This window comes from Shimia sp. W99, assembly GCF_053851455.3.
In genome coordinates this window covers 39,222-65,523 of sequence record NZ_JBSQBU020000001.1, presented here as the reverse complement: position 1 = coordinate 65,523, position 26,302 = coordinate 39,222, and the positions used below count along the sequence as shown (strand labels likewise).

General features: G+C 61.9%; 22 protein-coding genes. 13 read left to right on the top strand and 9 right to left on the bottom strand.

Features of this window, described 5'->3' with window-relative positions; all coding sequences use genetic code 11:
- The first annotated feature begins 61 nt into the window (after positions 1 to 61).
- From ACS3QZ_RS00290 to ACS3QZ_RS00260, 7 genes are all read left to right on the top strand, one after another.
- Positions 62 to 439, top strand: coding sequence for a MerR family transcriptional regulator (locus ACS3QZ_RS00290; RefSeq protein ID WP_093095304.1), 378 nt, complete (start codon positions 62 to 64; stop codon positions 437 to 439).
- 267 nt (positions 440 to 706) lie between these two features.
- On the top strand, positions 707 to 1,108 hold the full coding sequence (locus tag ACS3QZ_RS00285) for a MerR family transcriptional regulator (RefSeq protein WP_093095302.1): 402 nt from the start codon (positions 707 to 709) through the stop codon (positions 1,106 to 1,108).
- 27 nt (positions 1,109 to 1,135) lie between these two features.
- The gene (locus ACS3QZ_RS00280) at positions 1,136 to 2,911 is read left to right on the top strand and encodes an acyl-CoA dehydrogenase C-terminal domain-containing protein (RefSeq protein ID WP_456036037.1); all 1,776 of its coding nucleotides are present in this window, start codon (positions 1,136 to 1,138) and stop codon (positions 2,909 to 2,911) included.
- Positions 2,912 to 2,951: 40 nt separating this feature from the next.
- Positions 2,952 to 3,164, top strand: a complete 213-nt coding sequence (locus tag ACS3QZ_RS00275; RefSeq protein WP_093095300.1) for a hypothetical protein — start codon at positions 2,952 to 2,954, stop codon at positions 3,162 to 3,164.
- 304 nt (positions 3,165 to 3,468) lie between these two features.
- The gene (locus ACS3QZ_RS00270) at positions 3,469 to 4,107 is read left to right on the top strand and encodes a glutathione S-transferase family protein (protein WP_456036036.1); all 639 of its coding nucleotides are present in this window, start codon (positions 3,469 to 3,471) and stop codon (positions 4,105 to 4,107) included.
- A gap of 14 nt (positions 4,108 to 4,121) precedes the next feature.
- The gene (locus tag ACS3QZ_RS00265; RefSeq protein ID WP_456036035.1) at positions 4,122 to 5,333 is read left to right on the top strand and encodes an acetyl-CoA C-acetyltransferase; all 1,212 of its coding nucleotides are present in this window, start codon (positions 4,122 to 4,124) and stop codon (positions 5,331 to 5,333) included.
- A gap of 12 nt (positions 5,334 to 5,345) precedes the next feature.
- Complete coding sequence (locus tag ACS3QZ_RS00260) at positions 5,346 to 7,541, top strand: 3-hydroxyacyl-CoA dehydrogenase NAD-binding domain-containing protein (protein ID WP_456036034.1); 2,196 nt, start codon at positions 5,346 to 5,348, stop codon at positions 7,539 to 7,541.
- 77 nt (positions 7,542 to 7,618) lie between these two features.
- On the opposite strand, the gene ACS3QZ_RS00255 is transcribed toward ACS3QZ_RS00260, so the two are convergent.
- Both ACS3QZ_RS00255 and ACS3QZ_RS00250 read right to left on the bottom strand, forming a co-directional pair.
- On the bottom strand, positions 7,619 to 8,269 hold the full coding sequence (locus ACS3QZ_RS00255; RefSeq protein WP_456036033.1) for a Hint domain-containing protein: 651 nt from the start codon (positions 8,267 to 8,269) through the stop codon (positions 7,619 to 7,621).
- Positions 8,270 to 8,408: 139 nt separating this feature from the next.
- A complete protein-coding gene (locus ACS3QZ_RS00250) occupies positions 8,409 to 9,323 on the bottom strand; it encodes a DMT family transporter (protein WP_456036032.1) in 915 nt (304 codons plus the stop codon).
- A 156-nt stretch (positions 9,324 to 9,479) separates the two neighbouring features.
- On the opposite strand from ACS3QZ_RS00250, the gene ACS3QZ_RS00245 reads away from it, so the two are divergent.
- A complete protein-coding gene (locus tag ACS3QZ_RS00245; protein ID WP_456036031.1) occupies positions 9,480 to 11,108 on the top strand; it encodes an AMP-binding protein in 1,629 nt (542 codons plus the stop codon).
- Between the two features lie 182 nt (positions 11,109 to 11,290).
- Positions 11,291 to 12,298: a hypothetical protein gene (locus tag ACS3QZ_RS00240; protein WP_456036030.1), complete on the top strand. Its 1,008-nt coding sequence runs from the start codon at positions 11,291 to 11,293 to the stop codon at positions 12,296 to 12,298.
- A 16-nt stretch (positions 12,299 to 12,314) separates the two neighbouring features.
- On the opposite strand, the gene ACS3QZ_RS00235 is transcribed toward ACS3QZ_RS00240, so the two are convergent.
- The 6 genes from ACS3QZ_RS00235 to ACS3QZ_RS00210 form a co-directional block, all read right to left on the bottom strand.
- Entirely contained in the window at positions 12,315 to 13,778 is a 1,464-nt protein-coding gene (locus ACS3QZ_RS00235) for an SPOR domain-containing protein (protein WP_456036029.1), read from the bottom strand.
- Between the two features lie 77 nt (positions 13,779 to 13,855).
- Positions 13,856 to 14,488, bottom strand: a complete 633-nt coding sequence (gene upp / locus ACS3QZ_RS00230) for a uracil phosphoribosyltransferase (protein WP_093095273.1) — start codon at positions 14,486 to 14,488, stop codon at positions 13,856 to 13,858.
- Positions 14,485 to 15,483 carry an adenosine deaminase gene (locus ACS3QZ_RS00225; protein WP_456036028.1) on the bottom strand — a complete coding sequence of 333 codons (999 nt, stop codon included), beginning with the start codon at positions 15,481 to 15,483 and terminating at the stop codon, positions 14,485 to 14,487. The genes upp and ACS3QZ_RS00225 overlap by 4 nt, the downstream gene beginning before the upstream one ends.
- On the bottom strand, positions 15,480 to 16,688 hold the full coding sequence (locus ACS3QZ_RS00220) for a phosphopentomutase (protein ID WP_456036027.1): 1,209 nt from the start codon (positions 16,686 to 16,688) through the stop codon (positions 15,480 to 15,482). The genes ACS3QZ_RS00225 and ACS3QZ_RS00220 overlap by 4 nt, the downstream gene beginning before the upstream one ends.
- The gene (locus ACS3QZ_RS00215) at positions 16,688 to 17,992 is read right to left on the bottom strand and encodes a thymidine phosphorylase (RefSeq protein ID WP_456036026.1); all 1,305 of its coding nucleotides are present in this window, start codon (positions 17,990 to 17,992) and stop codon (positions 16,688 to 16,690) included. The genes ACS3QZ_RS00220 and ACS3QZ_RS00215 overlap by 1 nt, the downstream gene beginning before the upstream one ends.
- Position 17,993: 1 nt before the next feature.
- Complete coding sequence (locus ACS3QZ_RS00210; RefSeq protein WP_456036025.1) at positions 17,994 to 18,401, bottom strand: cytidine deaminase; 408 nt, start codon at positions 18,399 to 18,401, stop codon at positions 17,994 to 17,996.
- Positions 18,402 to 18,774: 373 nt separating this feature from the next.
- Between ACS3QZ_RS00210 and ACS3QZ_RS00205 the strand changes: the two genes are divergently transcribed.
- The 3 genes from ACS3QZ_RS00205 to ACS3QZ_RS00195 all read left to right on the top strand — a co-directional run bounded on the left by ACS3QZ_RS00205 (position 18,775) and on the right by ACS3QZ_RS00195 (position 23,905).
- Positions 18,775 to 21,054: an NADP-dependent malic enzyme gene (locus tag ACS3QZ_RS00205; RefSeq protein ID WP_456036024.1), complete on the top strand. Its 2,280-nt coding sequence runs from the start codon at positions 18,775 to 18,777 to the stop codon at positions 21,052 to 21,054.
- 279 nt (positions 21,055 to 21,333) lie between these two features.
- Positions 21,334 to 23,226, top strand: coding sequence for a propionate-CoA ligase PrpE (gene prpE / locus ACS3QZ_RS00200; RefSeq protein ID WP_093095259.1), 1,893 nt, complete (start codon positions 21,334 to 21,336; stop codon positions 23,224 to 23,226).
- Positions 23,227 to 23,359: 133 nt separating this feature from the next.
- On the top strand, positions 23,360 to 23,905 hold the full coding sequence (locus tag ACS3QZ_RS00195) for a CIA30 family protein (protein WP_456036023.1): 546 nt from the start codon (positions 23,360 to 23,362) through the stop codon (positions 23,903 to 23,905).
- A 10-nt stretch (positions 23,906 to 23,915) separates the two neighbouring features.
- Here the strand turns inward: ACS3QZ_RS00195 and ACS3QZ_RS00190 are convergent, their stop codons facing one another.
- Positions 23,916 to 24,677, bottom strand: a complete 762-nt coding sequence (locus tag ACS3QZ_RS00190) for an NAD kinase (protein ID WP_456036022.1) — start codon at positions 24,675 to 24,677, stop codon at positions 23,916 to 23,918.
- Positions 24,678 to 24,857: 180 nt separating this feature from the next.
- Here ACS3QZ_RS00190 and glyA point away from each other — a divergent pair, with 180 nt between their 5' ends.
- Complete coding sequence (gene glyA, locus ACS3QZ_RS00185; RefSeq protein WP_456036021.1) at positions 24,858 to 26,150, top strand: serine hydroxymethyltransferase; 1,293 nt, start codon at positions 24,858 to 24,860, stop codon at positions 26,148 to 26,150.
- The last annotated feature ends 152 nt before the right edge of the window (positions 26,151 to 26,302 follow it).

The following is a 26,302-nucleotide window of genomic DNA, read 5'->3' as shown; positions in this document are numbered from 1 at the left end:
GGGGGCGGTTGCTCTTGCTGCAGATGCGAATTAAGTTTTCCCGACAAGGGAGAACTGCCAGATGTCCGAAACTCGCCTGTCTTTCAAGGAAATGTGCGCACGATTCGACGTCACGCCGAGAACGTTACGTTACTATGAGTATATCGAGCTGTTGCGGCCCGATCGCGAGGGCAGATCGCGTTACTTCGGTCCCCGCGAAGTGGCCCGCATGACGTTGATCATGCGCGGACGCAAGTTCGGGATCAAACTCGAAGACATCCGCCAGTGGTTGCTGATCTACGAAAACGAGGGCACCGAGGCGCAGATGCGCGCCTTTATCGACATGGCAGATCGTCAATATGCCGAGCTGCTCGACCAGCGTTCACAGCTGGACGACGCCATGAACGAGCTGAAATCCCTGCGTGACGAGACCGCCGGCTTCCTCGAAAAATCTGGCTGACCGCGCAAAACGGCTGCCAAACGCAACGTCACAAAATCGCGACTTCCCTTCTCTGCCCGCACGTCCAAAGCCAAGACGTGCGGTTTTTTGTTTTTATTTTCAACAACTAAACACAGCCGACACCGGCAATACATGCTCATCTTAGATGGGCAGCCGCGTCACCCCCAAAGTGACGCAACGTCTTACTTACGTCAACGTAAACCTCTATTGTAACCAACGGGGCATATCCCATTTTGTCTGATGAGAGACGAAGCCGAGGACGATACGATGAGTGAAAATCTTCTGACCATCCGCGAGATGTGCGACACCTACGACGTGACCCCGCGCACCTTGCGTTTTTATGAAGCCAAGGAACTTCTGTTCCCGATCCGCGAAGGCCAGAAACGGCTTTTTACCAAGCGGGACCGCGCCCGGCTCAAGCTGATCCTGCGCGGCAAACGGTTTGGGTTCTCACTCGAGGAAATCCGTCAGCTTCTTGATCTTTATGACATGGGAGACCAGCAGGCGACGCAGCTACAGCGCACCTACGAAGTGGCCCAGCAGCGCCTGCAGGACATGGAAGAACAGCGCGACGAGTTGAACGAGGCGATCGACGATCTCCGCGAACAGCTCAAGTGGGGCGAAAAAATCCTCGCCTCCTTCGCTGAAGAAAAAAAAGCCGCTGAGTAAGTCAGAGCAATTCAAGGGAAGAGATTCATGCCCACCTATACCGCCCCCGTCAAAGACATGCAGTTCGTACTGCACGACGTCCTGAACATCTCGCAGTCGGACATCCCCGGCTATGACGAGCTTGAGGCCGAGTTCACCAACGCTGTCCTCGAAGAGGCCGGCAAGCTGACCGGTGAAGTGCTTGCCCCGCTGAACGTCGTGGGCGACCACGAGGGCTGCCGCCTCGAGAACGGCGTTGTCTACACCCCGACCGGCTTCAAGGACGCGTTTGAACAGGTCAAGGAAGGCGGCTGGACCGGGCTCGACATGCCCGAGGAATACGGCGGCCAAAACATGCCCTACGTGCTGGGCACCGCCGTGGGCGAAATGTTCTCGGGCTCAAACCAGGCGTTTACCATGTACCAGGGCCTGACCCACGGCGCGGCGTCGGCGATCCTCGCGCATGGCACGGACGAACAGAAGAACAAGTGGCTGCCCAAGATGGTATCCTGCGAATGGACCGGCACCATGAACCTGACCGAACCGCATTGCGGCACCGATCTGGGCCTGATGCGCACCAAGGCCGAACCACAGGGCGACGGCACATACAAGATTTCCGGCCAGAAGATCTTCATCTCGGCGGGCGACCACGACATGGCCGACAACATCGTGCACCTCGTTCTGGCCAAGATTCCCGGCGGCCCCGAAGGCATCAAGGGCGTGTCGCTCTTCATTGTCCCCAAGTTCAAGGTTGATGACGAGGGCAACATCGGCGCGCGCAACGGCGTGTCAGTGGGCAACATCGAGAAAAAGATGGGCATCCACGGCAACTCGACCTGTGTGCTGAATTATGACGAGGCCGAAGGCTATCTGCTGGGTGAAGAACACAAAGGCATGCGCGCCATGTTCACCATGATGAACGAAGCGCGTCTCGGCGTCGGCATGCAGGGCCTGTCGCAGGCCGAAGCCGCTTACCAGAACGCGGTGGCCTATGCCAAGGACCGCCTGCAGGGCCGCGATGTGACCGGCGTCAAGAACCCCGACGGCCCCGCCGACCCGCTGATCGTGCACCCGGATATCCGCCGCTCGCTGATGGACCAGAAAAGCTTTGTCGAGGGCGCACGCGCCTTCATCCTCTGGGGCGCGACAATGATCGACGCCGCCCACCGCAAGGGTGACAAGGATGCCGACGGGCTGGTCAGCCTGCTGACCCCGGTCATCAAGGGCTTTCTGACCGACGAAGGTTACGACATGACGGTTCAGGCCCAGCAGATCTATGGCGGACATGGCTATATCGAAGAACACGGCATGAGCCAGTTCACCCGTGACGCACGGATCGCGATGATCTACGAAGGCGCCAACGGCGTTCAGGCGCTCGACCTCGTCGGCCGCAAACTGGCGCAGGACGGTGGAAAGCACGTCGTGGCCTTCTTCGAACTGGTCAAGAATTTCTGCAAGGACAACAGCGATGACGAAGCCCTCAAGGACTTCATCGACCCGCTGAAAGCGGCGTCCAAGGATCTTCAGGCGGCGGGCATGTACTTCATGCAGAACGGCATGAAGAACCCCAACAACGCGCTGTCGGGATCTTACGACTTCATGCACATGTTCGGCCACGTCTGCCTCGGCCTGATGTGGGCGCAGATGGCCAAGGCCGCGACGTCACAACTGGCCGCGGGCACCTCTGACGCCGCGTTCTACGAGACCAAGCTGACCACCGGGCGCTACTATATGGCGCGTCGCCTGCCCGCGACCGCAATGCACCTCACCCGTATCCAGTCGGGTGCGGACACGGTCATGGCGCTGGACGCAGAAGCGTTCTGATACACGGTGCGTGACATCACGCACCCTACGGAGGAGAGACATGCCAAAACGCTTTCGCCTGACCCGCCGTTTCCCGGTCGCCATGACCGAGGATGGCTATCGCAAGCTCAGAAGCTTCGCGGCAGAGGCCGGGTTGGACGAAGGCGAGGCACTGTCTTTCCTGTTCGAAAACTTCGACAGCGTGACCGACGGGGAGATGCTGGCGATGCGGCTGCGCATGTTCAATTCGGAACTGGAGGCGCGAAAACGGTGATGAGGCAGGTGCTTCCTTTTTTGGCACCTGAGACAGTCGCCTTAAGTGAATTTGAGTATTTTTGGCAAAATGAAGAAGCAAGTCCACTCCACCACCCGACCCGACCGCCAGGCGGAACGCAGGCGGAATGGCAGAGCTTCACCTTGCACGGCCATCGGCTCTCCAGCCTGCACCAAAAAAGGCAGAGAACTGCATTAACCTTAATGAACGGTGAAACCGCGCCCCCTTCATTTTGCCGGAAATACTCCACGGGGGTGCGGGGGTGTGAACACCCCGCCGCGACATTGGAAACTGGGAGGGTCCTATGACAATCAAACTGTATTGCTTCGGAGAAAGCGGCAACGCCTACAAGGCCGCGCTCGCACTTGAGCTGTCCGGGCTCGATTGGGAGCCGGTCAAGGTCGATTTCTTCGCCGGCGAAACCCGCACGCCGGAATATCGCAGCACTGTCAACGAGATGGGCGAAGCTCCGGTGCTGGTCGACGGAGATTTCCGCACCAGCCAGTCGGGCGCAATCCAGGCTTATGTGACCGAAAAATCCGGCAAGTTCGGCGGCAAGGACCGCGACGAGAACTACGAGATCTTCCGCTGGGTGCTCTGGGACAACCACAAGCTCTCGTCTCAGGCCGGCATGACCCGGTTCCTGATGAACTTCCTGCCGGAACAACATCGCAACGCCGATGTGATTGCCTTCAATCAGGGCCGTCTCAAAGCCGCCTATGACGTGCTCAACACCCATCTTGAGGGGCGCGACTGGATTGTCGGGGACGGCATGACCAATGCCGATCTCTCCTGCTGCGGCTATCTCTTTTACCCCGAACCTTTCGGGTTCGATCGCGCCGACTGGCCCAATATCGACCGTTGGCTGTCCAACATCCAAGAAACACCGGGGTGGAAACACCCCTATGACCTGATGCCCGGTTCCCCCGCGGACCGCGCCTGATCAAGGAGATTCAAATGACCGAAGCCTATATCTATGACGCCGTGCGTACACCGCGCGGCAAGGGCCGCAAGGACGGCGCCCTGCACGAGGTGACGTCTGTCCGCCTCTCGGCCAACGTGCTGAACGCTCTGAAAGAGCGCAACAATCTCGACGGCCACGCGGTCGAGGACGTGATCTGGGGCAATGTCACCCAGGTCAAGGAACAGGGCGGCTGCCTCGCGCGGACCGCTGTCATGGCCTCTGATCTGGATGAATCCATTCCCGGCCTCGCCATCAACCGTTTTTGCGCAAGCGGCATGGAAGCCGTGAACCTTGCTGCCAACCAGGTCAAAGGTGGTGCAGGCGACGCCTACATCGCCGGTGGCGTTGAAATGATGGGCCGCGTGCCGATGGGCTCGGACGGCGCCGCAGTTGCCGTCGATCCTTCCGTCGCCATGGACGAGTATTTCGTGCCGCAGGGCATCTCGGCCGACATCATCGCGACCGAATACGGGTTCACCCGTGATCAGGCCGACGCATTGGCCGTCGAATCCCAGCGCCGCGCCAAGGCCGCCTGGGACGACAACCGCTTTGCCAAGTCGATCATCACCGTGCGCGACGTGAACGGCCTGCCGATCCTGGATCATGACGAATACATGCGCCCCGGCACCGACATGCAATCGCTCGGTAGCCTCAAGGCCTCGTTCGAGGAAATGGGCAAGGTCATGCCCGGCTTCGACAAGATTGCCCTGATGAAATACCCGCATCTCGAAGGCATCAACCACATCCACCACGCCGGCAACTCGTCGGGCATCGTGGACGGCTCGGCCGGTGTTCTGATCGGCAATGAAGAATTCGGCAAGAAATTCGGCCTCAAGCCGCGTGCCCGCATCCGCCAGACCTGCAAGATCGGCACCGATCCGACGATCATGCTGACCGGCCCTGTTCCGGCCACCCAGAAAATTCTGGCCGACAGCGGCATGGCGATCTCCGACATCGACCTGTTCGAAGTGAACGAAGCCTTTGCCTCGGTCGTGCTGCGCTTCCAGCAGGCATTCGACGTCGATCCCGAGCTGGTCAACGTTAACGGCGGGTCCATCGCCATGGGCCACCCGCTGGGCGCCACCGGCGCAATCATCATCGGCACCCTGCTGGACGAGCTCGAACGCTCGGACAAGGAAGTGGGCCTTGCCACCCTCTGCATCGCATCCGGCATGGGTGCGGCCACCATCATCGAGCGCGTGTGAGGAACAAGAACAATGACTGATTTCACAATGAACGTGGGCGACGACGGCGTCGCCATCATCACCTGGGACGTGGCCGGCAAGAGCATGAACGTGCTGAGCGTCGACGCGTTCCCTGTCCTCGAAGGTTTTATCGACGAGGTTCTCTCCAACGACGCCATCAAGGGCGCCGTGATCACCTCGGGCAAAGACACCTTTGCAGGCGGCATGGACCTCAACGTGCTGGGCTCGATCCGCGCCAATGCGGGCGACGAACCGGCCCAGGCGCTGTTCGACTTCACGATGAACGGCCATAATTTCCTGCGCAAGATTGAACGCGCAGGCATGGACCCCAAAACCAACAAGGGCGGCAAGCCGATTGCCGCCGCCCTGCCCGGCACCGCGCTTGGCATCGGCCTGGAACTGCCGCTGGCCACGCATCGCATCTTCTGTGCCGACAACCCCAAGGCCAAGATCGGCCTGCCGGAAATCATGGTTGGCATCTTCCCGGGCATGGGCGGCACCACCCGCTTCGTGCGCAAGATGGGCGCCATGGCCGCCTCACCCTTCCTGCTACAGGGCAAAATGGTGGACCCCAAGAAAGCCAAGGCCGCAGGCATCATCGACGAAGTGGTCGACGATCCGGTTGCCGCCGCACGCGAATGGGTCCTCAACGCCAAGGACGCGGACCTCGTGAAACCCTGGGATGCCAAGGGCTACAAGATGCCCGGCGGCGAACCCTATCACCCCGCAGGCTTCATGACCTTCGTGGGCGCATCGGCCATGGTCAACGGCAACACCTGGGGTGTTTACCCCGCCGCCAAGGCCCTGCTGAGCGCCGTCTATGAAGGCGCAATGGTGCCGTTTGACACCGCGCTCAAGATCGAGGCGCGCTGGTTCGTCAACGTGCTGATGAACCCGTCCTCCTCGGCCATGATCCAGTCCCTGTTCATCAACAAGGAAGCTCTGGAAAAAGGCGCCAACCGTCCCGACGTACCGGACCAGACCGTCAAGAAGGTCGGCGTTCTGGGCGCGGGCATGATGGGCGCGGGCATCGCGCTGGTCTCGGCCAAGGCGGGCATGGATGTCGTGCTGATCGACACCTCGCAGGAAGCCGCTGACCGGGGCAAGGCCTATTCGGCCAACTTCATGGACAAGGGCATCAAGCGCAAGAAAGCCACCGAAGAGCAGAAAGAGGCGATGCTGGCCAAGATCAACGCCACCACCGATCTCAACGCGCTTTCGGACGTGGACCTGATCATCGAGGCTGTCTTCGAAGATCCCGGCGTCAAGGCGGAGATGACCAAGAAAGTCGAAGCAATCATCCCCGAGGATGCGATCTTTGCCTCCAACACCTCGACCCTGCCGATCACCGGTCTGGCCGAAGCGAGCGTGCGTAAAGATCAGTTCATCGGCATCCACTTCTTCTCGCCGGTCGAGAAAATGATGCTGGTCGAGATCATCAAGGGCAAGGAAACCGGCCCGCGCGCCGTAGCCAAGGCGCTCGACTATGTCCGCCAGATCCGCAAGACCCCGATCGTCGTCAATGACGAACGCTTCTTCTATGCCAACCGCTGTATCATCCCCTACATCAATGAAGGCGTGATGATGGCTGGCGAAGGCGTGGCGCGTCCGCTACTGGACCACGCTGCCCAGCTTCTGGGCTTCCCGGTGGGACCGATCCAGCTGGTCGATGAAACCTCGCTCGATCTCGGCGCCAAGATCGCCAAGGCGACCATGGCCGCGATGGGCGACGCCTATCCGAAGTCGATCGCCGATGATGTGACCTTCTGGATGGTCGACGAAGGCCGTTTTGGTCGCAAATCCAAGGCCGGGTTCTTCGACTATGACGAAAACGGCAAGCGTCTGGGCTACTGGAAAGGCTTCAACGACAAGTTCCCGCTGCTCGAAGAGCAGCCGGAAGTCATCGAAGTTCAGCACCGCCTGATCTTTGCACAGGTTCTCGAAGCCGTGCGCGCGCTGGAAGCCGGCGTTCTGGAAGACATCCGCGAAGGCGACGTCGGTGCGATCCTTGGCTGGGGCTTCATGCCGTGGTCGGGTGGCCCCTTCTCGTGGCTCGACATCGTTGGCGCGCCTTGGGCCGCCGAACGTTGTGACGAACTGACCGCCAAGTTCGGCGACCGTTTCGCCTGCCCGCCGCTTCTGCGTGAAATGGCCGACAAGGGTCAGACCTTCTATGGTCGCTACGGGCCAAAGGCCAAAGCCGCCTGATACGCTCGGGTTTGAAAAAGAAAAACGCCCGGTTGCCGCAGCAACCGGGCGTTTTTTTTTGCTTTCGGTGGTCCGGATCAGGCGACGGCGGCGTCATCCCCTGCGTCCAGCATCACCTCCAAAAGCGCTTTCGCAGCCCCCACCGTCAGCATCCGGTACCCGGTCACGCCGTTGTTCCTGGGCAACAGCCCCTCACGCAATCCCCAGTGGCTGGGACAGAACATCAGGCCACCATGGTTTGCAAAAATCATTTGATCCTGATCGAAAACCGGCATGAACGCGTCTGCCGACCCGCCCGGTTGCTGGCGATGAACACCGGGCAACTCCTCAAGCGCGGCCCCCGGCGCCACCGCATAAGGGTCGCCATGCACGTCCGACACATCCTCACATTCGATCAGCACGCCCTGATGTGGCAGCACCCAAAGGTCTTCGCGATTGTCCAGCGTGCCGGCAGGCACAACCAATGGCCAGAGCACTTTGGGGCACAGCTTCTCTTCGCTCCACGCCTCGTCGCGAATAAGGGCTGTCAGTTTCTGGAACCCATGGTCGAATGTCAGCACCTCGTCTCCGACAGAGAGGTGCTCAATCGGGACCCATCCGCCCCGACCCGCCACGCGAGTGCCTTCGATCAGGCCACACCCCGCGCCCGTCAAAACCGGATCATTCAAGGTCCGGTGCCGCCCTGCCTCAACATCCCGGCGCCGTGCGTTGCGTTTGATGCCGAACATCCTGTTCCTCACTTGGGAGACGACCTCATTCTCGTCTCAACCAATAAGCGAATAAATTTCGAAACAAGTTTGCTTCAAATGCGGTGGTTTTGCGGCATTGTCCGGGAAAATCAAACAGTTGTTTCCAATCAGACGTCAATCACCGCGAACGCAGGGCAATCACGGTGCCTGCCAGCACGATCAGGCCAATACCGACGCCCTGCCATAGCCCAAGGGTCTGGCCAAACATGACCCATGCCATTGCCGGGGCAAAGATCATTACCGAATATTCAAAGACCGCGACATTCGCCGGTTCGTCCATCTGGTAGGCACGGATGATCAAAAAGACCCCGCCCAGTGACCCAACTGCCTGCAAAACCACCCATGGCAACGCGTCCTGCACAGGCCAGACCCACGGCCGGGTCAGGTACTCGGTGCCCGACCCGCCGCCCAGGCTCAAACCGACAAGCACCATGGCCGCCAACCCACCCAGCATGATCATGTTCGCGCCCAGCAACGCCAGCGCACTCTCACCCGCACACCAGCTGCGCGTGGCAATGGCCGAAATCGCATAGAAGAACCCCGCAGCCACGGGCATCAGCATGACGGGGCTGAAGCGTTCGGTGTCCGGTTGCAGCACCAACAGGATACCGACAAACCCACACGCCACCGCCAGAATTCGAAAAGGCCCAATCCGCTGGCCCTGCACGACCACATTGATCAGCAGAACAAAGATCGGCGAGGTGAACAGCCCCGCCAGCGCCTGGGAAATCGGCATCAATCCCAGCGCGCCGAAATAGAGGAACATGGACGTCGCCAAAGCCGTTGCACGCCCCAGAACCGGCACCCAGCGACGGGGTCTGAGTGTGCCAAAACCAATCCGCGCCATGATAATGAGCAAAGGCAGCATGAGCACGCTGCGCATGACCACAAATTGCCAAAGACCCATGGTCTCGGAAATCACCGCGATGAAATTGTCGATGAATCCGATCACCACCATGGCGGACAGCATGGAAAGCGCCGCGCCGAGCGGACGGTTGCCGCCGACCCCGCTCTGGGATGCATCAAGGCTCATGTTGGATATGCTCTGCGTGTCATGTGGCGAGGAAACAGGATTTTTGCGTCATTGCAAGCCAACCTGCGACACCGCGCGCGGGATTGCCTCTTTTCAAGTGCGGCACCGCACCGCAAAATCGCCCGACCAAGACAGACCGCCAAGGGGAGGAATCGCATGGGCTGGATGAAGGATGAAACCGGGCTGGACAAATGCGCCGCCAATTACGTGCCGCTGACCCCGCTGTCGGGATTGAACCGGGCGCTTGAGGTTTTCCCCGATCATCTTGCCGTGGCCTATGGCGCGCATCGCAAGACCTACCGGGAATACCATGAGCGCGTGACCCGGCTTGCCTCGGCCCTGACCGGGCTGGGGGTTGCGCCCGGCGACGTGGTTTCCACCATCCTGCCCAACATCCCGGCTGCCGCCGAGGCGCATTTTGGCGTGCCTGCCTGTGGCGCCGTGCTAAACAGCATCAACATCCGGCTCGACGTGCACACGGTCGCCTATATCTTCGATCATGGCGAGGCCAAGGTTGTGCTTGTCGATACCGAGTTCCTGCCACTGGCCGAGGCTGCCTGTGAAGAGATGCAGGGCGATGCCCCGATCATCATCGAAGTGGCCGATGCTGCCAACGGCCACCCGGCCACGGGCCGCTATCCGGAATACGAAGATCTTCTGGCGGGGGGCGATCCGGGCTTTGACTGGATTCTGCCCGAAGACGAATGGGAAAGCATTGCCCTCAATTACACGTCCGGCACCACAGGGCACCCCAAGGGCGTGGTCTATCACCATCGCGGCGCCTACCTGAACGCGATGGGACAGGTGATCAGCTGGCGTATCGTGCTGCACCCGGTCTATCTCACCATCGTACCGCTGTTTCACTGCAACGGCTGGTGCCATACGTGGATGATGCCCATGGTCGGCGGCACGGTTGTCTGCTGCCGCGACATCACCGCTACCAATATTTTCAATGCCATCGCGGACGAGGGCGTGACTCACTTTGGCGGCGCACCGATCGTGCTCAACATGTTGGTCAACGCCCCTGAAAGCCAACGTCGCAGCTTTGACCACGTGGTCGAGGTCTTCACAGCCGGTGCCCCCCCCGCCCCGGCGACGCTGGCCAAGATCGAGCCGATGGGCTTTCACGTCACCCAGGTTTACGGGCTGACCGAGGTCTATGGCCCGGCCACCGAATGCCTGTGGGATCACGCCCGCTGGGACGATCTCGAAGGGGCCGACCGCGCCGCGATCAAGGCGCGTCAGGGCGTGGCGATGCCCTTTATCGAACATGTCACCGTGCTTGATGAAACCATGACCCAGATCCCGATGGACGGGGAAAACCAGGGCGAGATCATGATCCGTGGCAACGGCGTAATGAAGGGCTATCTCAAGAACCCCGACGCCACCGCAGAAGCCTTCAAGGGCGGGTATTTCCATTCCGGTGACATCGCGATCCAGCATCCCGACACTTATGTGCAGATCACCGACCGCGCCAAGGACATCATCATCTCGGGCGGCGAAAACATCTCTTCGGTCGAGGTGGAAGGCGTGCTCATGCACCACCCCGCCGTCAGCCTTGCAGCCGTTGTCGCGAAGCCCGACGAGAAATGGGGCGAAGTCCCCTGTGCCTTCATTGAACTTCTGGAGGGAGCCACCGCAGAGGAGGCCGAGGTGATTGCCTTTGCCCGCAAGGAGCTTGCCGGGTTCAAGACCCCCAAGAAAGTGGTCTTCCAGGAATTGCCCAAAACCTCGACAGGCAAGATCCAGAAATTCGCATTGCGCAAACTGGCTAAGGAAATCTGATTGCGCGCCATGCGGCGCACAGGTTTTTCCGGCGGGGGCGCTGCCCCCGTCACAGCCTGGGCTGTGACTCCCCTGGGGTATTTGAGACCGTTGAGAAATGGGAACGGGGCGTGGTTCTGCTTCTGGCAAGGTGTGGCAGGGCGTGATAGGTTGCGACGCAGAAGAGGCAGAGCAGGCCCTCCATGACAACGGCACTCGACAAATACCAGCGGCTGGAAGCGTCCGGGCTTTGGCGCGCCTCCCCGGATGAGCAGCGCAAGGATGTGATCGTGTCCATCGGGGATGCCACGCTGATCATCACCGACATGCAGGACCGTGCGCTGACTCATTGGTCGCTTCCGGCCGTGCGGCGGCGCAACCCCGGCACGCGGCCTGCCGTGTACCATCCGGATGGCGACCCCGGTGAAACGCTGGAAATCGCCGCCGATGAAACCGAGATGATCGAGGCCATCGAGAAGCTGCGCACCGCCGTGGCGCGGCAGGCCCCGAAGCCCGGTCGCTTGCGCACGCTGGTACTGGCCGGATCAGTGCTCAGCATCGCCGCGCTGGCAGTGTTCTGGTTGCCGGGCGCGCTGCTCAACCACGCGCTGGGGGTGGTTCCCGAGGCCAAGCGGCAGGATATTGGCGACGCCCTGCTTGAACAGGCCACGCGTCTGACCGGAGCACCCTGTCATTCGGTTCTGGCCAGTGCCGCCCTGCGCAAGCTTGAGCAGCGACTGAATTTGCGCAAGCTGGTTGTCGTGCCCAGCGGCGTTCCGTCGGCGGCCGCGCTGCCCGGTGGGATCGTCCTGGTCAACCGGAACGCCATCGAGGATTACGAAGAGCCAGACGTCGTGGCCGGTTTCATCATTGCCGAGAAACTGCGCAACCGGGATCCGCTTCGGGGTGTCCTGCAGGCGGCGGGGATTTCGGCCAGCTTTCGGCTCTTGACCACGGGCGACCTTTCAGACGAGATCCTGCGCGCCCATGCCGAAACGCTTGTCCTTGACCAGACCGATCGCCCTGCGGACGAGGCGCTCATTACGGCATTTGCAGAAAACAACCTGCGCATAAGCCCCTATGCCTATGCGCTGGATCCCTCAGGTGAAACCACACTGTCATTGATCGAGGCTGATCCCTTTACCGTCACGCCGGAGCCGGTGCTGAGCGATGGGGATTGGGTGGCGCTGCAGGGCATCTGCGACGGCTGATCGGCATTTACCGGGATCACTGACGAACGAACGCCCCGTTGAACCCGGCATCCCAAGATTTTTCCAACGCCTTCTCGGCGGCAGGGACCGTTGCGAACGGCCCGGCCAGAACCAAGCGCTGCGTCGCGCCTTCGCGTTCAAACTTGCCGATCCGAACGGGCAGTCCAAGGCGCTGGACGGAACGCGCGGCGGCTTGCGCCGCATCAGACGATCCAAAGGTACCGATCTGAACATAAGGTGTCCCGGCAAGGCGCAGGGATTTCTCAGATGCCGTCGAGCGGGTCGACACGACCGGGGCCGAAGGGGCCGAAACCGGCTCTGCCGCCACCGGGGCCGGTTCCGGTTCGAACGGGGCGCCCGTGCTGCTGGACTTCGAGGACAGGACGATCACTTCGCCGGTGCGGCGGTGGATCAGCTGGCGCGGCGTTTCCCGAGTCCATATCCGATCCGCCTGCGCCTTTCCGGCAAAGGTCATCTCGGCGCGGCGCGGGTTCAGCCGCCCGTCGTCGAATACACGCCGATACCCCGGCGGCACAGCCGCAGACACATGGGTCACGAGGTTGTGCTCGTAAACATGGCGCGGCACGACGCGGGTTTGCGGGTGCACGTCGCCTTCACGCACCACCTGCCCCACGGCACCGGGCGTAAGCGCGCTTTGGCGGTCAAACTGTATCTTGGGCGGCGGCGCGGTTGGGCCACCCCGACCCGGCGTGACCGGGCTTTCGCTTTGCGGACCACAGCGCACGGCCATCCCCTTGTAGGTCGTCGCACCGTTGCGACAGGGTGACAGGCTTCCGGCTGCGCGGGGCGGCTGGGCCGTCGTGCGGCGCGGCGCGGTTGCGGGCGCCGGCGCGGTTGTGGGCGCAGGTGCGGCCGCGGCCGCGCGTGCCTTCGGTTTCTGTGCCGTAGGTGTGGTGTAAAGCGGCGGCCTGGTTGCCGTTGTCGACGCCGCCTTGGGTTTTGGGGCGGGTTTGGGTTTCTGCGCCGCGCGCACGGTTGTGGTTTGTGGCTTCGGGGCCGGCTTTGGAGCTGCGGCTGTCGCTGCCTTCGGGGCGGGCTTTGCCGCGGGTTTGGCCACGGTGGTGGCCTTGGGGGCCGTGGTCGCCGCAGGCTTGCTTGCCGGTTTGGGGGTGCCAAAGATCGACGGCTGTTCGCTTGGTTTGGCAGCGGGCTGAATCTGGACAACATTCTTGTCCAGCTTCGGGGCAGGCGCCACCCCGACAGTGCCCTTTGGCAGGCTGGGTTTGAACCCGCAAATCACCTTGCGGTCGCGGGTCACACGCGGCACCCATGCGACGGCCCCATCCACACCTGCGCGGATATAGACACAGCCCCGGCTGTCCACATATTGCTTGCCCTTGTAACTCGCCGGGGGAAACTCTGCCGGCGTGTCCATCGGACTGAAGGATTGCGCGTTTACCACGCCCAACCCCAAAGATGCCGCGATCACGCTGATCGCGATGACTCTGGTCAGTTTCATTTTGCCCCCACAAGATGTAGGGGCAGTCTAGACGCAAATATCTATATGAGTAAACCGTTGATATCGCGGATTTACATCTATTTAGTACCGAACATCCGGTCGCCCGCATCCCCGAGGCCGGGCATGATATAGCCTTTTTCGTTCAGGCGTTCATCCAGCGATGCGGTCACGATCGGCACGTCGGGATGGGCCTCTTTCATGCGCGCCACGCCTTCCGGCGCGGCCAGAAGACACAGGAACCGGATGTCCTTGGCCCCCGCCTCTTTGAGCAGGTCGATTGCGGCGGCAGAGGAGTTGCCCGTCGCCAGCATCGGATCGACCGCAATCACCAGCCGCTCGTCCAGTTCCGAAGGCACCTTGAAGTAATATTGCACTGGCTCAAGCGTTTCTTCATCACGGTAGAGACCGACAAACCCCACCCGCGCCGACGGCACGAGTTCCAGCATCCCGTCCAGCAACCCGTTCCCGGCCCGCAGGATCGACACCAAGGCCAGCTTGCGCCCATCCAGAACCGGCGCATCCATCTCCTGCATCGGGGTCTGAATGCGCTTGGTCGTCATCGGCAACTCGCGCGTCACCTCATAGGCCAGAAGCTGGCTGATCTCGCGCAGCAGGCGACGGAACTCGGCCGTCGAGGTCTTGGTCCGGCGCATCAGCGTCAGCTTGTGTTGCACCAGCGGGTGATCGACGACGGTCAGGTGATCCATCAGGCTTTCTCCAGTTCTTTCTTGACCCGCGCGCGGGTGTCTTCATCGCAAAATGCCGCGTCGATCGCGACTGTGTTCAGGGCGCGGAAATCGTCCAAACCCCAGCCGAATGCCTCGGCCAGCATGTCATATTCGCGGCGCATCGTGGTGTGGAAAAAGGGCGGATCGTCTGTCGAAACCGTCACCTTCACCCCGGCGTCGCGCAAGCGCGCAATCGGGTGACTTTTGAAGTCCGGGTAAAGCCCCAGCACCACGTTTGATCCGGGACAGACTTCCAGCGTGATCTGGCGCGCCACGAGTTCCTGCACCAACGCACGATCCTCGATCGCGCGCACGCCATGGCCGATGCGTTCGACGTTCAGATCACGGATCGCTTCCCAGACGCTTTGTGGCCCGCCGAACTCTCCGGCATGGGTCGTGAGCCGCAAGCCCGCCTCGCGCGCCATGTCGAACGCATAGGCGAAATCGCCCTGATGCCCTTTGCCCTCGTCGCCACCCATTCCCAGCCCGACGATCCAGTCCCCGGCCGTTTCCGCCGCACACAACGCCGTGCGCTTGGCCTGATCAGGGCCGAAATGGCGCACCGGGGTGACGATGCCGCGCATGATGACACCAAAATCGACCTCTGCCCGGTTTGCCGCTTCCTGAATGGCGTGAAGGTATTCGCGCCACGCGGCCACATCCCCACCACCACAGAAATCGGGGCTGAGGAAGGTCTCGGTATAGATCACGCCGTTTTCGGCGCTCTTTTCCAACACCGCGCGGGTCAGCCGCGCAAAATCCTCCGGCGTCTGCAACACGCTTGTCGCCGCCTCGTAGACTTGCAGAAAATGCACGAAATTCTCGAACGCATAGCCGCCATCCGGGGCAAATATCCGGCTGATGTCGATCTTTTTTTCAAACGCCAGTTGCCGGATGAACTCCGGCGGCGCGGCCCCTTCGAAATGCAGATGCAACTCGACCTTGGGCAACTCGGCTGGCAATTCGGCTGACGTCACAGAAAGCTCCTTCCGCGCGGCGGGGTCACACCCAGATGGGTCGCAACGCTGGCCGCGACATCAACAAAGTCGACGATCCCCGCCTGCCCCGCGCCAACCCCGGCACACAGAACCGGCACCCGTTCGCGCGTATGATCCGTGCCGCTCCAGGTGGGGTCATTGCCATGATCGGCGGTCAGGATCAACAGATCGCCATCGCGCATCCCGTCAATGAACCTCCCGATCTCTGCATCGAACCATTCCAATGCGCGGGCATAGCCTGACACGTCGCGCCGATGCCCGTAAACACTGTCGAACTCGACAAAATTGGCAAATGTCAGGCTGTTGTCTTCCGCATTCTGCCCCAGCGCATGCAATTGCTGCATAAGGTCGGCGTCGCTGCCCTTCACGCAATCGGCAATGCCCGTCATCGAGAAGATGTCTCCGATCTTGCCGACACCATGCACGATGCCCGCCGCTTCGCTGATCCAGTTGCTCAGCACCGGCTCGGGCGGCGCAATGGCGAAATCCTTTCGGTTGGCCGTGCGCGTATAGCCGCTCTCGCGATCCCCGACAAAGGGGCGCGCAATCACCCGCCCGACCTTTTGCGCATGCAACATGGGCGCCAGCTCCCGGCACAGGGTCAGAAGGCGCTCCAAACCAAAATGCTCTTCATGCGCCGCAATCTGAAAGACGCTGTCCACCGAGGTGTAGCAGATCGGATAGCCGGTCCTGATATGCTCTTCGGCCAGATCTTCGATGATCAGGGTTCCAGAGGCGTGGCAGTTGCCCAGAATCCCGTCCGTCCCCGCAATTTCACAAACCCGCGCCACGAGGTCGTCAGGAAAACACGGTTCCCCCTTGGGAAAATAGGTCCAGCCCCACGGCACCGGCACCCCGGCCAGCTCCCAGTGACCCGACGGGGTATCCTTGCCGTTGGATTGCTCGGTGGCCGCGCCCCAAACGCCGGTTGGCGTGGCTTCCAGCCCCGGTGTGTCATCGCCCGACGCCAGTCTGATCGCCGCGCCCAGCCCCAGCGCATCCATGTGCGGCACCTGCAACGGCCCGCTCCGGCCCTCTTCGGCCCGTCCTTCAGCGCACGCCTGAACAATGTGGCCCAAGGTATTGGACCCCGTGTCAGGTAACTCACCGTTGAAAAACCGGTCCGCATCCGGCGCGCCACCGCACCCGACGGAATCCATCACCACCAGAAAGGCACGGGGCATCAGCGAATCCTCTCATGAACAAGAGGGGGACAATCGGGGCTTTGCGCGTCCAGCGCAATCGCATTCTGCACCGCCTGCGCCGCCCGCTGCGCCGCATCTTCGCGCGCCGCGTGCAGGCGCAACAAGGGTTGCCCCTTTTCCACCCATTGCCCAAGCCGCACCACTTCGGAAAAGCCAACCGCCGGGTTCACCACGTCGCTCTCCACCTGACGCCCCCCGCCAAGCGCGACCACCGCCAGCCCCAGCGCCTCGCCATCAATCGCGCTCACGTGCCCGCTCTCCATCGCGGGCACTTCGCGGATCACCGGCGCCTCGGGCAGGAACCGCCGCCAGTCGTCCGTGAACCGCACAGGTCCGCCCATCGCCGCGACCATGCGCCCGAAAACATCGGCGGCACGCCCATCGGACAAAGCACTCAGCATCCGCGTGATCCCGTCTTCCAGATCCTGCGCGATACCGGCATCGGCCAACAACACACCGCCCAGCGAGACCGACAGCTCCGCCAAAGCCCCGCCCTGACCGCCACATAGAACTTTCATGACCTCGGCCACCTCAAGCGCATTGCCCAGGCTGGCTGCAAGCGGCTGGCTCATATCGGAAATCACCGCGCTGGTCGGACACCCGGCCAGATTTGCAGTCTCCACCAGAGCCCCGGCAAGCGCGCGCGCCTCATCAACCGTTTTCATGAACGCGCCCGAGCCGCATTTCACGTCCAAAACCAGCCCTTCGAGTCCCGCCGCCAGCTTCTTGGACAGGATCGACGCGGTGATAAGGTCGAGGCTCTCCACCGTCGCCGTCACATCGCGCACCGCATATAGCCGCTTGTCGGCAGGGGCGATCTCGGCCGTCGCGCTGACAATTGCACAGCCCGCCTCGCGCACTACCTGCCCGAACCGCTCCTCGCTCAAGCCCGTGGACAGGCCCGGAATGGCCTCCATCTTGTCCAGCGTCCCACCGGTATGGCCCAAACCGCGCCCCGAAATCATCGGTACATAGGCCCCGCAGGCCGCCAAAGCCGGCGCGAGGATCAGCGACACGCAATCGCCCACGCCTCCGGTCGAATGTTTGTCAAGCACCGGCCCCGGCAAATCCCACTTGAGCGTATCGCCGCTGTCGCGCATCGCCAGCGTCAGGGCCACGCGCCCCTCCTCGCCCAGGCCCCTTAGACATACGCCCATCGCAAAGGCCCCGGCCTGCGCATCGCTCACCGCGCCATCGGCCAGCCCCCGCGCAAACCACGACAGCTCTGCGCGATCCGGTACCTCGCCCCGCCGCAGCTTGGCTATGATCGCCCGAGCATCCATCTCAGTCGCGGTCCCCGTGGCCCTCGGTCAGGTGATCCTTGCCAAAGGCACCCGGCAGAAGTTCGGCCAAGGTCATTTCCTGCCGCACGCCGTCTAGATTGGACAACGTCACCTTCGCATCACCGGTCCCGAACTCCGCCAGCTTCTGACGGCACCCGCCACAGGGCGTCACCGGCACCGGGCTGTCGGCCACGACGAACACCTCGGTCAGCCGCGTTTCGCCCGCCGCGACCATGGCCGCAATCGCGCCCGCCTCGGCACAGGTGCCTTCGGGATAGGCAATATTCTCCACGTTGCACCCCGCAAAGATCGTCCCATCGGGGGCACGGATCGCCGCCCCCACCTTGAAATGGGAATAGGGCGCATAGGCGTTTTCACGCACGGCAAAGGCAGCTTTTTCCAGACTCATGTTTCCTCCACGATCGTGCTTCCTGCATCCGGCAAGGCGAAGTTGGGAAATCCGACATCACCAATCGGCGCAGACTAGCGGGTTTTCAGACCAAGCGAGAACAAAAAACACGCCCTGCCCGCCGCGCACAAGGGCGCAGGAAATCCACGCGCATTTTCGGCGTTTTGGTGTAAAACGGGATATCGTCGCGCAACCCCCGCGTGGGCAGGCGTATTTCGGCCCGTGTTTTTGGCATGTATTCTCCCTCGCAGCCCGGAAACTGTGGAGCGGGCCTGCGCGATTTGCAAGAGTGTGCCGTTGCGTCAGGATTGCCCATTCCCTCGCGGCGAAAACTAGTTTAATGCTAAACCAAATTAAAAAGCCGAGTCCTGACATGTCCGAAAACAGCAATGAATCCCTGCGCCAGGCGGCGCTCTTCTATCACGCCAATCCCAAGCCGGGAAAACTCGAGGTGCGCGCGACCAAGCCGCTGGCCAATGGCCGCGACCTTTCCCGCGCCTACAGCCCGGGCGTGGCCGAGGCCTGCCTCGAGATCAAGGACGATCCGGCCAACGCCGCGCTCTACACCGCGCGCCAGAACCTTGTTGCCGTGGTTTCCAACGGTTCTGCCGTTCTGGGCCTTGGCAATATCGGTGCGCTGGCCTCCAAGCCGGTGATGGAAGGCAAGGCTGTTCTCTTCAAGAAATTCGCCAACATTGACTGTTTCGACATCGAGCTGGACGAACCGGACCCCGAGAAGCTCGCCGACATCGTCTGCGCCATGGGGCCGACCTTTGGCGCGATCAACCTCGAGGACATCAAGGCCCCCGACTGCTTCATCGTCGAAAAGCTCTGCCGCGAACGCATGAACATCCCGGTCTTCCATGACGACCAGCACGGCACCGCCATCGTGGTCGGAGCGGCGGCCACCAACGCCCTGCGCGTGGCCGGCAAGAAATTCGAAGATATCAAGATCGTTTCGACAGGTGGCGGCGCGGCGGGCATCGCCTGCCTAAACATGCTCCTGAAACTCGGCGTAAAACGCGAGAATGTCTGGCTCTGCGACATTCACGGGCTGGTCTACAAGGGCCGGACCGAGGACATGAACCCGCAAAAGGCCGAGTTCGCCCAGGACAGCGACCTGCGCACACTGGACGATGTGATTGACGGTGCAGACATGTTCCTTGGCCTCTCCGGTCCCGGTGTGCTCAAGCCCGAGATGGTCGCCCGCATGAACGACACGCCGATCATCTTCGCTCTGGCCAACCCGACGCCGGAGATCATGCCCGACCTCGTGCGCGAGGTGAAACCCGACGCCATCATGGCCACGGGCCGCAGCGACTTCCCGAACCAGGTCAACAACGTCCTGTGCTTCCCCTTCATCTTCCGGGGCGCGCTCGACGTGGGCGCGACCGAGATCAACGACGACATGGCGATTGCCTGCGTCGCCGGCATCGCGGAGCTGGCCCGGATCACCACCTCTGCCGAAGCCGCCGCCGCTTACAAGGGCGAACAGCTGACCTTTGGGCGCGAATACCTGATCCCCAAACCCTTTGACCCGCGCCTTGTCGGGGTTGTGTCGGCCGCCGTGGCCAAGGCCGCCATGGACAGCGGGGTTGCCACCCGCCCTATCGACGACCTGAACGCCTACAAGCAGAAACTGAACCAGTCTGTGTTCAAATCCGCCCTGCTCATGCGCCCCCTGTTCGAGGCCGCCCGCGCCTCAAGCCGCCGCATCGTCTTTGCCGAGGGTGAAGACGAACGGGTTCTGCGCGCGGCACAGGCCGTGCTTGAGGAAACCACTGAAACCCCGATCCTGATCGGTCGCCCCGAGGTGATCGAGGCACGCTGCGAACGCCACGGGCTTTCGGTCCGACCGGGGCGCGACTTCGAACTGGTGAACCCGGAAAACGACCCACGTTATCGCGACTACTGGACCTCCTATCACGAGCTGATGGAGCGTGACGGCGTCACCCCCGACATCGCCCGCGCCGTGATGCGCACCAATACGACCGCGATTGGCGCCGTCGCGGTGCAGCGCGGCGATGCCGACAGCCTGATCTGCGGCACTTTCGGCGAATACCGCTGGCACTTGAACTATGTCACGCAGGTACTGGGCCGCGACGGGCTCTCGCCCCACGGCGCCCTGTCGCTGATGATCCTCGAAGACGGGCCGCTGTTTGTCGCCGATACGCAGGTCATGGAACTGCCCACCCCGGAACAGATCGCCCGCATCACGATCGGCGCGGCGCGCCACATCCGCCGCTTCGGGCTGGAGCCGAAAATCGCGCTCTGCTCCCAATCACAATTCGGCAACCATCGCGAAGGTTCCGGCCGGCGCCTGCGCGACGCGATCGAACTCCTGGACCAGAAGGGATGCGACTTCATCTACGAAGGTGAAATGAACGTCGACACCGCGCTCGACCCGGACCTCTGCGCCCGCATCTTCCCCCGCTCGCGCCTCAAGGGCCAAGCGAACTGCCTGGTCTTTGCGCATGCTGATGCTGCCTCGGGGGTGCGCAACATCCTCAAGATGCGCTCGGACGGGCTCGAGGTTGGCCCCATCCTAATGGGCATGGGAAACAAGGCCCATATCGTCAGCCCCTCGATCACCGCGCGCGGGTTGCTGAACGTGGCCGCCATTGCTGGCACCCCGGTCACGCAGTACGGCTGAACCGCGCCCATCCAGGCATGTCAAAGATTTTCCAGAGGCGCAGCGAATCCTGCGCCTCTTTTTAATGGCGGTTTTGCAGACACAAGGTTTGCAGTTTTGCAAAATCCCAAAAAAATCTAGCGAACCCCGCTAAATGCAGGCGATTTGCAAAAATTTGCAATCAAGAACGCCCCATCTCTGCAAATATTTCGCGATAATGTGACGCGGCGTCCTCAAAGTTCTTGCCGCAAAGCCCATGCGTTGCGTAACACCTTTTCAGCGATTTCGGAGGAGAAGCTCATGTCGTACAAAGACGTTTACCAAGGTTGGAAAAATGATCCCGAGGGATTCTGGATGGAGGCCGCGCAGGCCATCGACTGGGATCAGGCCCCAAGCAAGGCTCTGTTTGACAAGGGTGATAACCTTTACGAATGGTTTGCCGATGCCAAGGTCAACACCTGCTGGAACGCCGTCGACCGTCATGTCGAGGCTGGCCGGGGCGAACAGACCGCCATCATCTACGATTCTCCCATCACCCACACCAAGCGCGCGATTTCCTATATCGAACTGCGCAACCGCGTGGCCTCGCTGGCAGGTGCCCTGCGCGCCAAGGGCATCGAAAAGGGCGACCGCGTCATCATCTACATGCCGATGATCCCCGAAGCGCTCGAAGCCATGCTCGCCTGCGCCCGTCTCGGCGCCGTGCATTCGGTGGTGTTCGGCGGCTTCGCGGCCAACGAGCTGGCCGTGCGCATTGACGATGCCAAACCCAAGGCGATCATCGCCGCCTCCTGCGGTCTCGAGCCGGGCCGCGTCGTGCACTACAAACCGCTTCTGGACGGCGCGATCGAGCTTTCCGCGCACAAACCGGACTTCACGGTCATCTTCCAGCGCGAACAGGAAGTCGCTCACCTCGAAGAGGGGCGTGACTTCAACTGGCACGGCTTCCAATACGGTGTTGAACCGGCCGAATGTGTCCCGGTCGAAGGCAACCACCCCGCCTACATCCTCTATACCTCGGGGACCACGGGCCAACCCAAAGGCGTGATCCGTCACACCGCGGGTCAGCTCGTGGCGCTGAATTGGACCATGAAGAACCTCTACAACGTCGACCCGGGCGACGTGTTCTGGGCCGCGTCGGACGTGGGCTGGGTCGTGGGCCACTCCTATATCTGCTACGGCCCGCTGATCCACGGCAACACCACCATCGTGTTCGAGGGCAAGCCTGTCGGCACCCCCGATGCCGGTACCTTCTGGCGCGTGATCTCCGAGCACAACGTCAAGTCGTTCTTCACCGCCCCGACCGCTTTCCGCGCCGTGAAACGCGAAGACCCGACCGGCGAATATGTCAAGAAATACGACCTCTCCTGCCTCAAACAGGTCTATCTGGCCGGCGAACGCGCTGACCCTGACACCATCGTCTGGGCACAGGACCAACTGAAGGTGCCGGTGGTCGACCACTGGTGGCAGACCGAAACCGGCTGGGCGATTGCCGCCAACCCGATCGGAATCGAGGAGCTGCCGACCAAGCTGGGCTCGCCCACGGTGCCGATGCCGGGCTATGACGTGACCATCCTGGACGATGCGGGCCATCCGGTGGAACCCGGCACGCTTGGTGCCATCGCCATCAAGCTGCCCTTGCCTCCGGGTACGCTGCCCAACCTGTGGAACGCCGAGGACCGCTTCAAAAAGAGCTACCTCAATTCCTTCCCGGGCTATTACGAAACCGGCGATGCCGGCATGATGGACGAAGACGGTTACGTCTACATCATGGCGCGCACGGATGACGTCATCAACGTCGCGGGCCACCGCCTCTCGACCGGCGCCATGGAAGAAGTGCTTGCGGGCCACCCGGACGTCGCGGAATGCGCCGTGATCGGTGTCGCCGACAGCCTCAAGGGCCAGATGCCCGTCGGCTTCCTCTGTCTGAACGCCGGCGTCGACCGCGATCATGGCGATGTGGTCAAGGAAGTTGTGAAACTGGTGCGCGAAAAGATCGGCCCCGTGGCCGCCTTCAAGCTGGCCATCGTTGTGGATCGCCTGCCCAAGACCCGCTCGGGCAAGATTCTGCGCGGCACCATGGTCAGCATCGCAGACGGAACCGATTGGAAAATGCCCGCCACCATCGACGATCCCGCCATCCTGGACGAGATCACCGAGGCGCTGCAAACCATCGGTTACGCCAAGGGCTAGTCTCCTACACTCCCCAAGACTGCCCTGGAAAGCCCCGCATTCGTGCGGGGCTTTTTCTTTGCGTCGGGACTGTCGAAATGGGCCAATCAACCGCCGGCATCGTATACTTGGAAACACAGGTTCGGAGCCAATGATGTTTCTTGCACGTCTCTTGTCGGTCGGGTTGACCCTGATCGCCCTTTCTTCAGCCACACAAGCGCAGACCATGGACTACACACCACCGCCCCCGCAAAACTGGGAATTCTTCACCGATCAGGTCATGGGTGGCGTCAGCTCCGGCAAGGTGCGTGTTGTCTCTGCATCAAGCGGCGCACACCTGCACCTCTCTGGAACGGTCAGCACTAAGAACCGCGGCGGTTTCATCCAGACCCGTGCGCGTCTCACGGCCCCGATCCCGGCGAATGCTCAGGGCCTGATCCTGCGGGTGCGCGGCAATGACACGCGTTACTTCGTACATCTGCGCACGCGGGGCACGCGCCTGCCATGGCAATATTACCAGGCCGGGTTTGACGTAACCGGCGCATGGCGCGAGATCCGCATCCCGTTTTCCGATTTCGAGCGCTCGGGAAGCCTGTTGCGCGCCACCATCAAACCTGACCGCATCACCAGTGTCGGCGTCGTTGCCTATGGCCGGGATCACGTCGCAGACGTTTATGCCGAGTGGATCGGCATCTATTGACGGGATGATGTCAGACGAACTGTTCGCGCAGCAGTCGCTCTTCCAGCCCATGACCCGGGTCGAACAGGATGCGGTGACGCACGCTTTCATCCGAACGCACCACAACCGAGGCCACGTTTTCCACCGACCGGCTGTCGGCATCGGCCATCACCGGGCGCTTGGCAGGCTCAACAACGTCAAACCGCACCTTCGCCATCTTGGGCAATAGCGCCCCACGCCAGCGGCGCGGACGGAACGGCGCAATCGCGGTGAGCGCCAGCACATCCGACCCGATGGGCAGGATCGGCCCATGCGCAGAATAGTTATAGGCGGTCGATCCGGCGGGAGTGCTGATCAGCGCCCCGTCACAAACCAGTTCCTCCATGCGCAGCCGCCCGTCGATGGTGATGCGCAGTTTCGCCGCCTGCGGACCCGCGCGCAGCAACGAGACTTCGTTGATCGCCAGCGCCTCGTGCACGCTGCCATCCACGCAGGTCGCGCGCATCGCCAATGGGTTGAGCACCTCTTCCTCTGCCTCGCTGAGGCGCTCCAGAAGATCGCTCTCGGAATAGGCATTCATCAGGAACCCGACCGTGCCCCGGTTCATGCCGTAAACCGGTTTGTTCAACCCGTTGATGCCGTGCAGTGTCTGCAACATGAACCCGTCCCCGCCCAGCGCGACGATCACGTCAGCCTCTTCCGGGGGGCAGTTACCATAGCGCCCGATCAACGCCGCCCGCGCTGTCTGGGCAACCGGGGCCTCGCTGGCCAGAAATGCGATTCTCTCGGGCATCTTTGCCTCGACCTTGCGTTTCCACTCCCCGACACGGGTTTCCGATCGGGGTATATGTTTATCCCCTGCACCATTGGCGGCGCAGGGGCAAGCCATTGCGTCGCTTTGGGACCTTTTATCCGTCAGGTCTTTCCTTTAGGACATCCGCCTACGTGAACACCTTATCCTGGAGCAAAGTCCATGACTGCATCCCGCGACCCCGGCTTTTTCACCGAAAGCCTGTCGAGCCGTGACCCGGAACTCTATGAGTCGATCACCAACGAACTTGGTCGCCAGCGCGACGAAATCGAACTGATCGCCTCGGAAAACATCGTCTCTGCCGCCGTGATGGAAGCGCAAGGGTCGGTCATGACCAACAAGTATGCCGAAGGCTACCCGGGCCGCCGCTACTATGGCGGGTGCCAGTATGTCGACGTGGCCGAGCAACTGGCCATCGACCGCGCCAAGGAACTTTTTGGATGCGGCTTTGCCAACGTGCAGCCGAACTCCGGGTCCCAGGCCAACCAGGGCGCGTTCCAAGCGCTGATCAAACCGGGCGACACCATCCTCGGCATGAACCTCGCTTCGGGCGGCCACCTGACCCACGGCGCTGCGCCCAACCAGTCGGGCAAATGGTTCAACGCGATTCAGTACGGCGTACGCAAGCAGGACAACCTGATTGACTATGACGAAGTGGCCGCGCTCGCTAAAGAGCACCAGCCCAAGCTGATCATCGCCGGTGGTTCGGCCATCCCTCGCCAGATCGACTTTGCCAAGTTCCGCGAGATTGCCGACTCGGTTGGAGCCTACCTGATGGTCGACATGGCCCATTTTGCCGGTCTGGTCGCTGCAGGCGAACACCCCTCGCCCTTCCCCTATGCCGACGTCGCCACCACGACGACCCACAAGACCCTGCGCGGTCCGCGCGGCGGCATGATCCTGACCAACAACGAAGAGATCGCCAAGAAGGTCAACTCGGCCATCTTCCCCGGCATTCAGGGCGGCCCGCTGATGCATGTGATCGCGGCCAAGGCGGTTGCCTTTGGCGAAGCGCTGCGTCCCGAGTTCAAAGCCTACCAGAAGCAGGTCCGCGCGAACGCGGTTGCGCTGGCGGATCAGCTGATGAAGGGTGGGCTCGACATCGTCACGGGTGGAACCGACACCCACGTGATGCTGGTTGACCTGCGCCCCAAAGGTGTGAAGGGCAACGCCACCGAAAAGGCACTGGGCCGCGCGCATATCACCTGCAACAAGAACGGCATCCCGTTCGACCCGGAAAAACCGATGGTCACCTCGGGCATCCGCCTTGGCACCCCGGCGGGCACGACCCGCGGCTTTGGTGAAGCAGAGTTCCGCCAGATCGCCGACATGATCGTCGAAGTGGTCGACGGTCTGGCCGCCAATGGCGAAGACGGCAACGGCGCCGTGGAAGACGCGGTCAAAGCCAAGGTCGCCGATCTTTGCGCCAAGTTCCCGCTTTACCCGAACCTCTGAGCCACGCGCAGAGTTGGATACAGCCGCCGCCCCTCGGGGCGGCGGTTTGCGTTTGCGGGGTGCGCCCCATCCGCAAGGACGTTCCAGGCCGCGCAGTCGGTTTTTTGAGTATTTTTGGCAAAATGAAGAGTTGGGAGAATTGAGCCTTGATG

Coding starts and splice junctions, on each gene's coding strand:
- ACS3QZ_RS00285 (WP_093095302.1), top strand. CDS start 707: ATGAGTGAAAATCTTCTGACCATCCGCGAGATGTGCGACACCTACGAC.
- ACS3QZ_RS00245 (WP_456036031.1), top strand. CDS start 9,480: ATGGGCTGGATGAAGGATGAAACCGGGCTGGACAAATGCGCCGCCAAT.
- ACS3QZ_RS00275 (WP_093095300.1), top strand. CDS start 2,952: ATGCCAAAACGCTTTCGCCTGACCCGCCGTTTCCCGGTCGCCATGACC.
- ACS3QZ_RS00255 (WP_456036033.1), bottom strand. CDS start 8,269: ATGTTCGGCATCAAACGCAACGCACGGCGCCGGGATGTTGAGGCAGGG.
- ACS3QZ_RS00260 (WP_456036034.1), top strand. CDS start 5,346: ATGACTGATTTCACAATGAACGTGGGCGACGACGGCGTCGCCATCATC.
- ACS3QZ_RS00205 (WP_456036024.1), top strand. CDS start 18,775: ATGTCCGAAAACAGCAATGAATCCCTGCGCCAGGCGGCGCTCTTCTAT.
- ACS3QZ_RS00250 (WP_456036032.1), bottom strand. CDS start 9,323: ATGAGCCTTGATGCATCCCAGAGCGGGGTCGGCGGCAACCGTCCGCTC.
- ACS3QZ_RS00220 (WP_456036027.1), bottom strand. CDS start 16,688: ATGCCCCGTGCCTTTCTGGTGGTGATGGATTCCGTCGGGTGCGGTGGC.
- ACS3QZ_RS00195 (WP_456036023.1), top strand. CDS start 23,360: ATGTTTCTTGCACGTCTCTTGTCGGTCGGGTTGACCCTGATCGCCCTT.
- prpE (WP_093095259.1), top strand. CDS start 21,334: ATGTCGTACAAAGACGTTTACCAAGGTTGGAAAAATGATCCCGAGGGA.
- ACS3QZ_RS00290 (WP_093095304.1), top strand. CDS start 62: ATGTCCGAAACTCGCCTGTCTTTCAAGGAAATGTGCGCACGATTCGAC.
- ACS3QZ_RS00190 (WP_456036022.1), bottom strand. CDS start 24,677: ATGCCCGAGAGAATCGCATTTCTGGCCAGCGAGGCCCCGGTTGCCCAG.
- ACS3QZ_RS00270 (WP_456036036.1), top strand. CDS start 3,469: ATGACAATCAAACTGTATTGCTTCGGAGAAAGCGGCAACGCCTACAAG.
- ACS3QZ_RS00240 (WP_456036030.1), top strand. CDS start 11,291: ATGACAACGGCACTCGACAAATACCAGCGGCTGGAAGCGTCCGGGCTT.
- ACS3QZ_RS00210 (WP_456036025.1), bottom strand. CDS start 18,401: ATGAGTCTGGAAAAAGCTGCCTTTGCCGTGCGTGAAAACGCCTATGCG.
- glyA (WP_456036021.1), top strand. CDS start 24,858: ATGACTGCATCCCGCGACCCCGGCTTTTTCACCGAAAGCCTGTCGAGC.
- ACS3QZ_RS00235 (WP_456036029.1), bottom strand. CDS start 13,778: ATGAAACTGACCAGAGTCATCGCGATCAGCGTGATCGCGGCATCTTTG.
- ACS3QZ_RS00280 (WP_456036037.1), top strand. CDS start 1,136: ATGCCCACCTATACCGCCCCCGTCAAAGACATGCAGTTCGTACTGCAC.
- ACS3QZ_RS00265 (WP_456036035.1), top strand. CDS start 4,122: ATGACCGAAGCCTATATCTATGACGCCGTGCGTACACCGCGCGGCAAG.
- ACS3QZ_RS00215 (WP_456036026.1), bottom strand. CDS start 17,992: ATGGATGCTCGGGCGATCATAGCCAAGCTGCGGCGGGGCGAGGTACCG.